This window comes from Bartonella sp. HY038 (genome assembly GCF_014117425.1).
In the GTDB taxonomy this organism is placed as follows: Bacteria; Pseudomonadota; Alphaproteobacteria; order Rhizobiales; family Rhizobiaceae; genus HY038.
The window spans coordinates 2,669,824-2,684,578 of record NZ_CP059725.1 but is presented as its reverse complement, the minus strand read 5'-3'; the positions used below and the strand labels follow the sequence as shown (position 1 = coordinate 2,684,578).

Here is a 14,755-nt window from a genome sequence, read left to right as displayed (position 1 = left end):
TGTAAAGGCTCAATAAAGTAGCACTTTGATGAAGAGCTACTTTCCCCGAAAATGGCGATGGAGTTTTGATCGTAATGGCCAATGATGGTAATCCTAAGCAAAATATAGCGGCCAATGTTGAGGCAAATTCTGTTTCCAACACGGGCAAGAATGTTGTCTCGTTAAAAGATGTAACTTTGCGCTATGGCAAGACCCTTGCCCTTGATAATATTACCTTAGAGTTGCCAGCTGGTAAAATGATTGGCTTTATCGGTCCTGATGGCGTTGGTAAATCGAGCCTTTTATCTTTGATTACCGGCGCGCGCGCTATTCAAGATGGTGATGTGGAAGTGTTAGAGGGCGATATGCGTGAAAAGCGTCATCGCGAGCGTGTTTGTCCAGATATCGCTTATATGCCTCAGGGCCTTGGTAAAAATCTTTATCCCACATTATCGGTTGAGGAAAACGCTAATTTTTTTGCCAAGCTTTTTGGGCAGGAAAAAAAGGAACGTGCTGCGCGGATTAAGAACCTTCTTTATCGCACTGGTCTAAATGGTTTTGAAGATCGTCCCGCTGGTAAATTATCCGGCGGTATGAAGCAAAAATTAGGGCTTGTTTGTTCGCTGATCCATGATCCTAAATTACTGGTACTTGATGAACCAACAACTGGCGTTGATCCTTTGTCGCGCCGACAATTCTGGAACCTTATTGACGATATTCGTAAAGATGCCAAGGATATGAGCGTGGTGGTTGCCACCGCCTATATGGAAGAGGCTGCCCGCTTTGATTGGCTAATTGCTATGGATGGTGGCAAAATTCTTGCAACTGGCACTCCGCAGGAATTATTGTCAAAAACCGGTAAAGATAATCTTGATGATGCCTTTATAGCTTTGATGCCCGAGGAGGAAAAAACCAATTATACTAAAGTGGTTATTCCGCCGCGTGTTGCAAATGAGCAAAATAATGAAGTTGCGATTGAAGCAATTGATCTTACCAAAAAATTTGGTGATTTTACCGCGGTAGATCATGTTAGTTTTAGTATTCACAAAGGTGAAATTTTTGGATTTTTAGGCTCTAATGGTTGCGGTAAAAGTACAACCATGAAAATGCTAACTGGTCTTTTACCAGTAACGTCAGGTACTGCGAAATTATTTGGCAAGCAAATTGATGCTGATGATATGACAACCCGCCAGCATGTTGGCTATATGAGTCAAGCTTTTTCGCTTTATTCAGAATTAACTGTGCAAGAAAATTTAGAACTTCATGCCGAGATTTTTGAATTACCAAAAGATAGTAGAGCCGCCCGTATAGATGAAATGGTGAAACGTTTTGATTTGGCCGACGTTTTGTCATCTATGCCTGATGCTTTGCCCCTTGGTGTGCGCCAGCGTATGTCTTTGGCAGTTGCGCTACTGCATAAGCCAGAAATTCTTATTCTTGATGAACCGACATCCGGTCTTGATCCAATTGCCCGTGATGACTTGTGGGAAACATTAGGACAATTATCACGCAACGAAAATGTAACAATATTTATTACCACCCATTTTATGAATGAAGCAGCGCGGTGCGATCGCATATCTTTAATGCATGCGGGGCGCGTCTTAATTTCTGACACCCCTGAAAAGATTATCACGAATAAGCATGCGCAAAATCTTGAAGAAGCCTTTATCAGCTATTTAGAAGAAGCCATTGGTGAAAAACAGGACGTTTCCGCACCTGCTCCAGAGGGCGAAGCGACTAAGACAAGCGACAATCCAAATTTGGCTGCTGCAAAAAGCAAAGATAAAAACGCCCATGCCTTTTTTGATATTATGCGGTTGTTAAGCTATGCTAATCGTGAAATGCTGGAGTTAAAACGCGATCCGATCCGAGCAACACTTGCTTTGGTTGGTAGTGTCATTTTGATGCTAGTTATTGGTTATGGCATTAATATGGATGTTGAAAATTTAAGTTTTGCCGTTCTTGACCGCAACCAAACCGAGACAAGCCGCGATTATATCCAACAAATTTCGGGATCGCGCTATTTTATCCAGCATGATGACATTAAAGATTATGATGATCTTGATAAGCGTATGCGATCAGGTGAAATTAGCTTGGCAATTGAAATACCACCAAATTTTGCCGAAAATATTAAACATGGTCGGCCGGTAGAGGTGGGCGCGTGGATTGATGGTGCCATGCCAGCGAGGGCTGAAACCGTTCGCGGTTATGTGCAAGGTATGCATATGTTATGGTTGCAAAACCAAGCGCGTGTTCAATATGGCAAAGAAGTCGCGAATGGTGATTTCCAAATTCAAGTACGTTTCCGTTATAATGCTTCACTTGAAAGCCTGCCAGCCATGGTTCCGGCGGTTATTCCAATTTTATTGCTGATTATTCCAGCAATGTTGGCGGCTTTAAGTGTGGTGCGTGAAAAGGAAATGGGCTCGATTATTAATCTTTATGTAACGCCCGTTACCTCATTTGAGTTTTTGCTAGGCAAGCAATTGCCTTATATCATGCTTGGTATGCTCAATGCTGTTTTACTATGGCTATTGGCAGTGTTGGTCTTCCGTGTCGATTTTACGGGTAGCTTACCGGCATTTATGTTGGCATCGCTATTTTATGTAAGTTTTGCCACTGCCTTTGGGCTTTTAATATCGACCTTTATGAATAGCCAGATTGCAGCAATTTTTGGTACATCAATTTTGACTATTTTGCCGGCCGTGCAATTTTCAGGTTTAACGGATCCAGTATCATCGCTTGAGGGCATGGGAGCATTTATTGGTAAAATTTATCCAACCACCTATTTCATTATTATATCGCGTGGTACTTTTTCCAAAGGGTTAAACTTTACAGAACTTGCTTCAACATTTTTGCCACTCGCCTTAGCTTTTCCAATATTAATTGGCATTGCAACACTTTTAACTAAAAAACAGGCACGGTGACGATTATGGATTTAAAACACATCTTCACTCTTGGCATTAAAGAAATACGCGGAATTTTACGCGATCCAATGCTGTTGATCCTGATTGTTTACGCTTTCACTGGTTCAATTTATGTTGCATCAAAAGCCGCGCCTGAAACCTTGAATCTAACCCCTATATCGATTGTTGATGAAGATAATTCGCCGCTTTCATCGCGTATAACAACGGCGTTTTTGCCGCCTTATTTTACAAGGCCATCCTTGATTGATATTCATGAAATGGATGCGCGTCTTGACCAAGGGCTTGATACTTTTGCTCTTGATATACCGCCTAATTTCCAACGTGATTTAAAAGCAGGGCGTTCTCCACAAATTCAGCTTAATGTTGATGCTACCCGCATGAGCCAAGCACTGACGGGTGCTGGCTATATCCAGCAAATCATTAATTCAGAGGTGAGCGAATTTCAAAGCGGTTATCGCACCAATACTTCATCACAAGTTGATCTTGCTTTGCGCGCGCGTTTTAACCCTGAACTTAATAAGTCATGGTTTGGCTCACTCATCAATGTTATCAACAATATCACTATGCTTTCTATTATTTTGACCGGCACGGCGCTTATCCGCGAACGCGAACATGGCACGATCGAGCATCTTTTGGTGATGCCAGTAACTGCAACCGAAATCATGGTTTCCAAAATCTGGTCAATGGGATTGATTGTTTTTGTCTGTTCGGCCTTTTCACTTATTTTTATCGTGCAAGGTCTGTTGCAAGTGCCAATTCAAGGCTCGATACCACTGTTTTTATGTGGTGCGATTTTGCATCTTTTTGCCACAACTTGCATGGGCATTGCGCTTGCGACAATGGCAAATTCTATGCCGCAATTCGGTCTGTTATTGATGCTGGTTTTATTGCCGCTACAAATTTTATCTGGCGGTATGACACCGCGTGAAAGCATGCCACAATTCATTCAAGATATTATGCTTGCCGCACCCAATACCCATTTCATTATGCTTGGCCAATCCATTCTTTATCGCGGTGCAGGTTTTTCTGTTGTTTGGGGTAACTTCTTGGCCTTGTTTATCATCGGTATTATTCTGTTTATGTTTTCATTGCGCCGCTTTAGAGCCTATCTAAAATAGGGTTTGATTTCAATCAATTATGCCATATATTGGCTATTATCCGCTTGGTGAACATTTCAATATATGCCATAATATTGATGAGAATTTCTCATTTAAAGCAAGGCATTTAAACGGCCTCTTATTGCTAATCGGGCTTGTTGAAATGCATATAGTCAGGGAGGCTAATATGGCTCATACAATGCAAGCCGCAGTTGTGCGTGAATTTGGTAAACCCCTAACCATTGATGAAGTGCCGATACCAGAGCCAAAAGAGGGCATGATCCAAGTTAAAATTGAAGCTTGTGGTGTTTGCCATACCGACCTTCATGCTGCCCATGGTGATTGGCCAGTTAAGCCCAATCCACCGTTTATTCCTGGTCATGAAGGTGTTGGCTTTGTTTCTGCAGTTGGACGCGGTGTTAAGCATGTTAAGGAAGGCGACCGTGTCGGTATTCCATGGCTTTATACCGCTTGCGGCCATTGTGTTCATTGTCTTGGTGGCTGGGAAACCCTTTGTGAAGAGCAATTAAATACTGGCTATTCGATTAATGGTGGCTTTGCTGATTATGTGGTGGCAGATCCTAATTATGTTGGCCATTTGCCCGATAATGTAGCCTTTACTGATATTGCCCCAATTCTATGTGCTGGTGTTACAGTTTATAAAGGCTTAAAAGTAACTGACGCAAAGCCGGGTGAATGGATGGGTATTTCCGGTATTGGTGGTCTTGGTCACCTGGCTGTGCAATATGCTAAAGCCATGGGTATGAATGTTGCCGCTATTGATATTGATGATGATAAATTAAGCCTTGCTAAGGAACTTGGCGCGGATATTGTCATTAACACCAAGAGTAGCAATGACCCACAAGGAGAGCTGAAAAAGCTCACCAGTGGCGGTGTTAATGGCATGCTTGTTACTGCACCATCAGAAGGTGCTTTCGCCTCAGCGCTTGGTATGGTGCGCCGTGGTGGTACGCTATCAATGAACGGCTTGCCTGCCGGCGAGTTTCCAGTATCGGTATTTAATATGGTGCTTAATGGTATTACGCTGCGTGGCTCCATCGTTGGTACGCGCTTGGATTTGCAAGAATCACTCGATTACGCTGCTCGTGGCAAGGTGCATTCGCATAATAAGATTGATAAGCTTGCCAATATTAATAATATTTTTGACGATATGATTAAGGGTAAAATATCAGGCCGCGTTGTGCTTGATATGGCAAGCTGATATTATCACGATAATTATAGATAGTTTATAAATGATGTTTAAGCCCTGACTATCAATGGTTGGGGCTTATTTGTGTTTAAAACAAAAAGGATATTTTGTTTTGGCCAAGCTAGAAAATTTCAATACTCATCAATTGGCTGACATCGTTGCGCAGCTGCCAATTAATTCGCCTTATATAATCGAACCAGTAAATGAAGGCTATTCAAGCACTTGCTTTTTTATCAAGACTAAAGAAAAGCTGCTATGCTTGCGTCTTTATAATTTAGATGATTTTCCCTGCCTATTGCAGGAGGTTGATGCTTTAGAGTTTTGCAGTGCAAAAGGTCTGCCTGTTCCCAGACTTCTTCAATGGGAAAGTGGCAGTGTTATTTACAAGTTTAAGAATGTTCTGGCAATTTGCTATATCTGCATTGAAGGGCGCAGCGTTAAACAAAATGAACTCAACCCAGTTATTGCTGCACAAGCTGGAAAATTGCTTGGTAATTTTCTAAAATGCGCGACTAGCTATACCCGTGATACCACTGCGCGTGATGAAGTTACGTATGTTCATCAACGCTATGAAGCGCAATATGAAAAAGTGCAGTCATGTCTTGATCGGTCTTTAATTGACAAAATTAATGATATTTTGCGCGAAAGACGTTTTGACCAAAATTTACAGTGCTTAACCAAAGGCTTGGTTCATGGTGATTTTTATTATGGTAATGTCATTATCAAAGACCATCATCTTTGCGGCATTATTGATTTTGGTGATAGTTATTTGGGGTCGCCATTTTTTGATATTGTGACCGGAGCGATGGAATTTTCTTATAATAATAAGCAGCAGATCGATTTTGATTGCTTGCAAGCATTTATAATGCCGTTACGAGATTTTTTGTTGAAAGAACATATTACAGCGCCTGTTTTTTATCATGCTATGCTCCTCATGTGCTTGAAGTTTTTATTGTTGACGCTTGGGCAGCATAATGAAAATGATTATACTAAACGTATGGAAAATCTTATATCTGGGACGGTGAAAGGTAAACTAAAACACTTTTTCTAAAAGCTAAATCTATTTAAAAAAGCTATAAAATCAATTAATAAAGCTCTGTTTAGCGTTTTTTGAATAGAAAATATATAGGCCAAGAGCGATATCAATTAAGACATGCACGCAAATTGCGGCTTTTATAGTTAAGGTAAACTCATCCTGAGATTGGTTGGATATAAAACCAACAACCTTAAAACAAGAGAGAACTTCATAAAGTAGCATACAACTAAAAATTATAGGAAAACAATAAAGCCTTCTTAAATAACTGTAAAAACTTATTAAAAACATAGCAGTTAAAAAAATGCCGCCCATGCCTAATATTATAGAAAATAATATGGATAAAAAAAACGAAAATATCGCATTTGAAAAATCACTGAGTGATAACAATAATAATGCTATTCCAGCAAATAATAAAAAGCTTATAATTCTATAAATAAAATAAAGTCTAATCAGATAAACTGCTCGGTTAGGTTGTTGATTGTCGCAGTTCTCTGTTTTCGTTTCCATTATGGGCGAAGTTGTGTTTTCCAAATTAATTTGCTCCCCTAATAGGCAAATTATACAATAATTTTGATATTATTGCATTTCAAAAAAAACTGAACCGACTTTGGCATTGACGGCAATCTCCCAAATAAGAATAGAGTAGGTGACGTCGTCAAAAAAATTAGGTTCACTTTAATGAATAAAAATATTTTTTACGCGTTTGGATTTAAGCATATAGATTATAAGAATGGATGGGACAATTATTCGAGAATAAAAGATAATAGAACCAATCATATATTGCGTATTTGAATTGTAAATAGTGTAGAGATAAAAAATGATCCAGCTGATAATTGTGCAAATATTAAAAAGTGCAAATATACAAAAAAGATATGGAAAATATCGCTTTGCTTTTATCATTCCATTTATCAAAAATATCATCAATATTATTTCAAATAAATTTGAGTATGGATGTAATTTTTTTAAAAGATTTTGCCAATTAAAATCATTTTCTATGAGAGTAAAAATATTAATAAAAAATAAAAATTTAATGACAACCAGATATATAATATAAATTGCGACAAATATTAAAAAACCACCTATTGGAGATTTTTCCCAGCTTTGCCAAATTTTTTTAAGGGCATTTGAGCGATTAATCACCATTTTGTCTCACAATAATTAAACTTCACTAACTTTTTATTTCATCGCCATTTTGATTGGATTAAAGAATTGTCCCGTGACCATTGAAGCGACCATAGCATGAACAAGGCCGCGGCGGCGCAGTGTTGGCGCAATGAGATAATCTCGCAAAAACGGTAAAATAGCATTATCCGATTGATAAAATGGCGTTAAACAACAACTTAAAAATTGATAAAATAAAATATGGATACGCCGTCTTTTAGCATAATCGTCAATGATGTCCGCGCGTTCCCTATGGCGCTTTGCTGCCTCAATAAAAGCAAGTGCATCTAAAAATGCCATATTCGCCCCTTGGCCAAGTTGTGGGCTGGTGGCGTGCCACGCATCACCAAGGCGAACAAGGTTACCTTCTGCTGGCGATATATGGGTATGGTGACGATAATTAGCATAAACAATCTGGTCGCGGTAATCAGCCATATTTTCAATTAAGGGCATGGTTTGTGGCCAAAAGTGAGCTATTTTTTCAACCCATGCATCAATACCGTCTGTTTGCCACTTTGCATGGTCTTGATGACGTAGCGACCAGAAAAAAGTCGTCATCGCTTGCGCTTTTAAATGCCCCTTGCCAAGCGGCAAGACGCCAATCATCGTTGAGGCTTTGTGATAGCGCTGCTCTAAGGTAGTTGGATCAAAACCAATATTATCGTGCCAGGGCAAGTTCACCCAAACGGCACCATAATCAAGCTCTTTGCCTTTTGTGGCGCGCAGCGGTGAGCGTGCCCCCATAGCATCAATGAGCAGGTCAAAATTCGCACTTTTCGTACCATTTTCAAAAATAAATTGTGGCTTGGGGCCGTTATCAACGCCAATTATCCGATGTTGGACTTCAACTTGCGCACCAAGTTCAACCGCATGCTCATAAAGAAGATCAAAAAGCGACCAGCGAATAATCGCAACACCATAATCATCCTTGATATAGCCAACGTCTAAAACAACCTTATCATCCTTGCTTAGCTTACCAAGCATGCGGTCTAGGCGTTGCCCGCGTGCTTCCGCCCGTTGGCGCAGCCCTAATTTATCAAGAACAATAAGGCCCGTTGGTTGTAGCACAAAGCCAGAGCCAACTGGCCCTGCCTTTTGCATCTGATCAAATAGGGTGACGCGGTGTCCTTCTTGGCGTAAAAAAGATGCAAGACAAAGCCCCCCCATACCCATGCCAGCAATTGCGATATCCATCATTTTCTCCCCGCGAGAAAGGTATTGCACCACGTTTTATAGCTTTTTGACCTTGCTTAATGATCCCGATGAGCAATAAAATAAGCGCAATTACGTAAATTATCAGCTTTGTTACCAAAAGGTGAAAGCAGTTCTTCAGCTTGGCTAATTAGGCCGTCAAGCTGTTGCTTTGCCCAGTCAATGCCATGCAGTGCCACCAATGTGCCTTTACCAACATGGCTATCTTTGCCAGCAGTTTTGCCAAGCGTCTTGGTGTCGGCTGTTACATCAAGCAAGTCATCAGCAAGCTGGAAAGCAAGGCCGATTGCCGAGCCAAATTCGGCAAGTCTGGCACGATCATCGCTGGTTGCATTACCAATAATTGCTCCAGCTTCACAGGCATAGCGGATAAGCGCTCCCGTTTTCATGGCTTGCAGCATGATAATACCAGCTTCATTGGGCTTTTTGGTTTCCGCTTCAATATCAAGAATTTGGCCGCCAACCATACCACCAAGGCCCGCAGCTCTTGATAAATGTCGAATGAGCGACAAGCGTGCTTCTGCCTTTAATTCGGTTTCTTCAGCCGCAATAATATCAAATGCAAGGGTCAATAAAGCATCACCCGCAAGAATAGCCGTTGCTTCATCAAAGGCTTTATGAACGGTTGGTTTACCGCGTCTTAAATCATCATTATCCATGGAGGGTAAATCATCATGGATAAGTGAGTAACTATGAATCGCTTCAAGACTTGCTGCAACACGTAATGGCGCATCGGTTTTAACATTGAATAATGAAGCCGTTTCAAGAACCAAGAACGGGCGCAAACGTTTGCCGCCATTCAAAACACCATGACGCATTGCATCCAGCAATTTTTGTGGACGGTTAATCTCGCCCATTTGTGGATAGGGTGCTAAAAGCTGGCCTATGAGAGTTTCAACACGCTTTGCATGACCGAGCAAGAGAGCTTCAAAATTGTTTTTACTATCCATTGTCTCACATTACATTTGAACAGGTGGTATAAAGGCAATTTATTAATACTGGAATTTTTAAAAAATACTATACATAAGTTTGAAGCCAAAATTGCAAAACATAAGTTTGTAGCCAAAATTGCAAATACCGATTTCCGTCTGATAGCTGTTAAGATTGAAAAATATCTTTGCAGTGGGTCGTCATTTAGGTAAAAGAACATAAGCGAATGAGTGATTGTCAAAAAAATGAGTATAATGTATTTGCATAATCATCCTGCGTGATAAGCCAAGGCGATCCATGGTATTGCAGCCGCCAGATAAACCCTATAAATCAAGCATTATTACCAAGATCATCGCAAATAAAAGGAATTGTTCATTGTTGCTTGATAAGGATGAGATAAGGAACGAGGGGGAAACCAAAAAAACTCTTGTTAAAAAGATTGCCCTTGGTCTGATTCTTTTGCTGCTCTTGCCTTTTTTCTTGCTTCTCTTTTATAATTTGCCCTTTATCAAGCCAATCTCTACTTTGATGCTACGAGATGTTGTTCTATTGCGTGGCTATGATCGCCAATGGGTTTCTATCAGAGCTATTTCCCCTAATTTGATAAATGCGGTAATGATGGCTGAAGATGGAAAATTTTGCAGCCATAATGGCGTTGATTGGGATGCTTTGGGCGATGTTTTGGATAATGATGGTGGGCCAAATCGTGGTGCTTCCACCATTACGATGCAAATGGTAAAAAACCTTTTTCTTTGGCAAGATCGTTCCTATGTGCGCAAAGCGATTGAGATTCCCATTGCCCTTGGCGCTAATATTTTATTGTCAAAACAGCGCACTATGGAAATTTATTTAAATATTGCCGAATGGGGGCCTGGAATTTATGGCGCAGAGGCTGCATCACGCCATTATTTTAATCGCTCGTCTAGCAATCTAACTCCAAGGCAAGGTGCTTTGCTGGCGGCAGCATTACCCAATCCCTATATCCGCAATCCTACAAAGCCAGGTCCTGGTATGAGCCAACTGGCACGGGTTTTTGAATCACGTGCGCGCAATTCTGGTGCTTATATTGCTTGTGTAAATTAAAATATAATCGCTATTTTGTAAAAAAATGCATGTTTTATTGGGAGTTTTTTAAAAAAATACACCTTTTGGCTAGTCAAATTGCTTTAATCAGTGTATAGCGTCCCAAACTTTGTGAATTATATTGGGCGATTCAGGCTTTCATGGCCACGCTTCAATGTGTTTGAACGAATTCGGAGCATAGATCCATGGCAGTACCTAAAAGAAAAACATCACCTTCAAAGCGCGGTATGCGCCGTTCAGCTGATGCCCTTAAGACACCTACTTATATTGAAGATAAGACTTCAGGTGAATTGCGTCGTCCACATCATATCGATCTTAAGACTGGTATGTATCGCGGTCGTCAAGTTCTTACACCTAAGGCTTAATTCTGTATTGGGTTTCAATTAGAATTGATTCTATTTACAGTTTAGATTTAAGCTAAGTAAGTAGGTTGATTTTGAGTTGACTGATAGAATATATAAAAACCGACGATAAGTCGGTTTTTTTATTGTTTCATGGTTTAGTTAAGCGTTTGATTTAAAAGATATTGAATTTTAAATGTTTTAACATAAATGAAACATTAAAATGTCTAATAATTATAATTAGAATAGTGCTGAAAGACCCTTGTGTTGATAAAATACAAATATAGGTTTTAAAAAGCGCGATAAGGCCGAGAGTGATTGACTTAACGGCCTTTTCAAAAATTGGAGTTGCCAATGGGGAACACCCCCCTTGTTTTTTCTGGCCGTAATGTCATGGCAGTGTTGGGGCCAACCAATACAGGAAAGACGCATCTTGCGATAGAGCGGATGTTGGCGCATGATAGCGGCATTATTGGCTTGCCGTTACGTTTGTTGGCGCGTGAAGTTTATACACGAATTTGCGAAAAAATTGGTGCAGACAAAGTTTCATTGGTAACTGGTGAAGAAAAAATCCAGCCACCTAAGGCTCGCTATTCTGTATGCACGGTGGAAGCAATGCCGCGCGAGACCAATGCCGCTTTTGTTGCCATTGATGAAGTGCAGCTTGCCAATGATTTAGAGCGTGGCCATATTTTTACCGATAGGATTTTGCACTTACGTGGACGCCAAGAAACTTTGCTTCTCGGCGCCTTAACCATGCGTGGTGTTTTGGAAAAGCTGTTGCGCGGGCTTAGCGTTGCATCGCGGCCAAGGCTGTCGCAACTAACCTATAGTGGCTCAAAAAAAATTGCACGGCTGCCAAGACGTTCTGCCATTGTGGCTTTTACCGCTGATGAGGTCTATGCTATTGCGGAATTTATTCGCCGGCAAAGAGGCGGTGCTGCGGTTGTTATGGGTGCTTTGTCGCCGCGCACGCGCAATGCACAGGTAGAGCTTTATCAATCTGGCGATGTAGATTATTTGGTCGCAACTGATGCGATTGGCATGGGGCTTAATCTTGATGTAGATCATGTGGCTTTTGCTCAAACTCGAAAATTTGACGGTTTTCAATATCGTGATTTAAATCCAAGCGAACTTGCACAAATTGCAGGGCGTGCAGGCCGCCATTTACGTGATGGCACTTTTGGCGTTACTGGACGTGTTGCTCCGCTTGAAGCAGAACTCGTTGAAAAAATTGAAGGTAGCTATTTCGATCCTGTTAAAGTCATGCAATGGCGTACTGCCAATATGGATTTTAGCACAATTGGAAACTTAATTCGCTCCCTTGATACTCCATCCCCAATTGACGGTCTGGTTAAGGCAATGCCAGCTGTTGATGCTCGTGCGCTTAGCTATTTGGCTAAAGACGATTCGATTGCTCGACGTATAAAGGGTAGCGATGAAGTCAAATTGCTATGGGATATCTGCGCGCTTCCCGACTATCGTAAGATTGCCCCCGCCCAACATGCCGACATTATTGCCACATTGTTCCGTGATGTGGTAGAATTTGGTGTAGTTGATGAAAATTATGTTGCATCTCAGGTAGCACTTGCTAATCGTACAGATGGCGATATTGATACTTTATCACACCGCATTGCGCAGATTCGGACCTGGACTTATGTCTCTCATCGACCTAAATGGTTGGCAGATCCGCAACATTGGCAAGAAAAAACGCGGGAAATTGAAGATAAATTGTCTGATGCGCTGCATGAGAGGTTGACGAAACGATTTGTAGACCGCAGAACAAGCGTTCTGATGAAACGGCTGAGAGAGAATACAATGATAGATGCCGAAATTTCGCAAACCGGTGATGTTCTAGTAGAAGGTCACCATGTTGGACATTTGGAAGGCTTCCGTTTCACCATGGACAAAGCTGCCGAAGGCAGTGATGCCAAAGCGGTGAGAGCGGCAGCGCAAAAAGCATTAGCACCTGAATATGATGCGCGGGCTGAAAGGCTTAGTGCATGTGCTAATGGTGATTTAGCGCTGGCATCGGACGGCATCGTCCGTTGGGTTGGTCAACCTATTGCAACTCTGGTAAGTGGTGATGAGTTTTTAAAGCCACGCATTATCTTGCTGGCTGATGAGCAATTGCAGGGTGCACAGCGTGACAAGGTCAATGACCGCGTTGGTCGCTTTGTTGCTTTCCATTTTGAAACAGCATTAAAGCCACTTTTCGATCTTATCAATGCTGATGCCTTAATTGGTATCACTCGCGGTATTGCTTTCCAGTTGGTTGAGCAGCTTGGCGTATTGCCTCGGCGCGACATCGCTAATGATGTAAAAAGCTTGGATCAAGATTCGCGTGCTGCACTCCGCCGTCTTGGTGTGCGTTTTGGTGCCTATCACATTTTTATTCCAGCACTTTTAAAGCCAGCGCCAGCACAAGCAATTACATTGCTTTGGGCTTTGCAAAATGATGCAAAAGACCAACCCGGTTATGGCGATATTATCCAAACCATGGCTGCTGGTCGTACATCTATTGAAGTTAATGGTGAATTTAACCCAGAATTTTATCGCCTTGCTGGATATCGTATTCTTGGTAAGCGTGCCGTGCGCGTTGATATCCTTGAGCGTTTGGCTGATCTTATTCGCCCTGCTTTAGCTTGGCGTGAGGGCACGGGTCCAAGACCAGAAGGCGCATTTGATGGCCGCCAGTTCATTGTAACACCTGCTATGATGTCGATTTTGGGTGCAAGCCATGCTGATATGGAAGATGTACTTAAAAATCTTGGCTATCGTTCTCACTCAATCAGTGTCGCAGAAGTCGAAGCCAAGCTTAATGAAGGTGCAGAGGCAGCAGCCGTTGCGCCAGCATTAGATGCTGAACCAGTTGGCCCAATGTGGGCAAATCTTGAAAGCCAACCAGTTGTTGCTGAAACAACTGTTGAAGTTGCAGATACTGAAGCAGAAAAGCCGGTTGAAAATGTCAAGATGATGTTGCTTTGGCGCTATCAGGGCCGTCAGGAAAATCGTCCGCACAAGCCACGCGATAATAATAACCGTAATGATGGCAAAAAGAAATTTGACCGCAAGCCACACGCAGCTACGGTTGAAACAAGTGGTGAGCAACCGGCTCGTTCCGATAAGCCACGTTATGATAAAAATCGCCAAGATAAGTCAAATCAAGATAGATCTGGCGAAAAGCGTGAGTTTAATAAAGACGGTCGTAATCATGATCGTCGCAACAATAATGAACGCCGCGCTAATAATAAGCCAAAAGATTTCAACAAAGCCCGCAATAATGAGCCTGCAAAAGCCATGGATCCAGATTCACCTTTTGCAAAATTAGCAGCATTGCGTGACCAGTTGAAAAAATGAGTGAGCAGCTGCCAGATAAATTGAGAATTGATAAATGGTTGTTTTTCAGCCGTTTATTAAAATCACGTAGTCTGGCAGCGGAGCTTGCTAATAGCGGTAAAATCCGAGTAAACAAACAAAAAATCGACAAGGCATCATATTTAGTGAAAGCTGATGATGTCTTGACGATTAGCTATAATCAAAGAATTAAAACTATTAAAATTGTTGCCCTTGGTGAGCGTCGTGGTCCGGCTGTTGAAGCACAACAATTATATCAAGATTTAACGCCGGTTGAAACTGCGGAAGAAAAGCTAGCGCGCCAAGCATTGGAAGCGCAAACACAAACAGGGCCGCGGCCAACCAAGCGCGATCGCCGCCAGCTTGATAATTTGCAAAACAAATTTGAGCATTAAGGTGCTTTATTTACCGTAATATTTCGA

12 protein-coding genes are annotated in these 14,755 nt (G+C 41.6%); 8 read left to right on the top strand and 4 right to left on the bottom strand.

Going from position 1 to position 14,755, the window contains the following annotated elements:
- Positions 1-74 precede the first annotated feature (74 nt).
- The 4 genes from rbbA to H3299_RS11580 all read left to right on the top strand — a co-directional run bounded on the left by rbbA (position 75) and on the right by H3299_RS11580 (position 6,264).
- Positions 75-2,906, top strand: a complete 2,832-nt coding sequence (gene rbbA, locus H3299_RS11595; protein WP_182417821.1) for a ribosome-associated ATPase/putative transporter RbbA — start codon at positions 75-77, stop codon at positions 2,904-2,906.
- A gap of 5 nt (positions 2,907-2,911) precedes the next feature.
- A complete protein-coding gene (locus tag H3299_RS11590) occupies positions 2,912-4,024 on the top strand; it encodes an ABC transporter permease (protein WP_182417820.1) in 1,113 nt (370 codons plus the stop codon).
- 166 nt (positions 4,025-4,190) lie between these two features.
- Positions 4,191-5,225, top strand: a complete 1,035-nt coding sequence (gene adhP, locus H3299_RS11585; protein WP_182417819.1) for an alcohol dehydrogenase AdhP — start codon at positions 4,191-4,193, stop codon at positions 5,223-5,225.
- A gap of 100 nt (positions 5,226-5,325) precedes the next feature.
- Positions 5,326-6,264: a phosphotransferase enzyme family protein gene (locus tag H3299_RS11580; protein WP_182417818.1), complete on the top strand. Its 939-nt coding sequence runs from the start codon at positions 5,326-5,328 to the stop codon at positions 6,262-6,264.
- 30 nt (positions 6,265-6,294) lie between these two features.
- Here the strand turns inward: H3299_RS11580 and H3299_RS11575 are convergent, their stop codons facing one another.
- The 4 genes from H3299_RS11575 to H3299_RS11560 form a co-directional block, all read right to left on the bottom strand.
- Positions 6,295-6,780, bottom strand: coding sequence for a hypothetical protein (locus H3299_RS11575; RefSeq protein ID WP_182417817.1), 486 nt, complete (start codon positions 6,778-6,780; stop codon positions 6,295-6,297).
- A gap of 144 nt (positions 6,781-6,924) precedes the next feature.
- Positions 6,925-7,392 (bottom strand): DUF2569 family protein, encoded by a 468-nt coding sequence (locus tag H3299_RS15830; RefSeq protein ID WP_182417816.1) that lies wholly within the window; start codon positions 7,390-7,392, stop codon positions 6,925-6,927.
- 33 nt (positions 7,393-7,425) lie between these two features.
- Positions 7,426-8,607: an NAD(P)/FAD-dependent oxidoreductase gene (locus tag H3299_RS11565; RefSeq protein ID WP_182417815.1), complete on the bottom strand. Its 1,182-nt coding sequence runs from the start codon at positions 8,605-8,607 to the stop codon at positions 7,426-7,428.
- Positions 8,608-8,660: 53 nt separating this feature from the next.
- Entirely contained in the window at positions 8,661-9,572 is a 912-nt protein-coding gene (locus H3299_RS11560) for a polyprenyl synthetase family protein (RefSeq protein WP_182417814.1), read from the bottom strand.
- Between the two features lie 277 nt (positions 9,573-9,849).
- Between H3299_RS11560 and mtgA the strand changes: the two genes are divergently transcribed.
- From mtgA to H3299_RS11540, 4 genes are all read left to right on the top strand, one after another.
- Entirely contained in the window at positions 9,850-10,635 is a 786-nt protein-coding gene (gene mtgA, locus H3299_RS11555) for a monofunctional biosynthetic peptidoglycan transglycosylase (protein WP_182417813.1), read from the top strand.
- 185 nt (positions 10,636-10,820) lie between these two features.
- Entirely contained in the window at positions 10,821-11,000 is a 180-nt protein-coding gene (gene rpmF / locus H3299_RS11550; RefSeq protein ID WP_182417812.1) for a 50S ribosomal protein L32, read from the top strand.
- A gap of 330 nt (positions 11,001-11,330) precedes the next feature.
- Positions 11,331-14,336, top strand: coding sequence for a helicase-related protein (locus H3299_RS11545; protein ID WP_182417811.1), 3,006 nt, complete (start codon positions 11,331-11,333; stop codon positions 14,334-14,336).
- Positions 14,333-14,728, top strand: coding sequence for an RNA-binding S4 domain-containing protein (locus tag H3299_RS11540; protein ID WP_182417810.1), 396 nt, complete (start codon positions 14,333-14,335; stop codon positions 14,726-14,728). Before H3299_RS11545 ends, H3299_RS11540 begins: the two co-directional genes overlap by 4 nt.
- Positions 14,729-14,755: the final 27 nt, after the last annotated feature.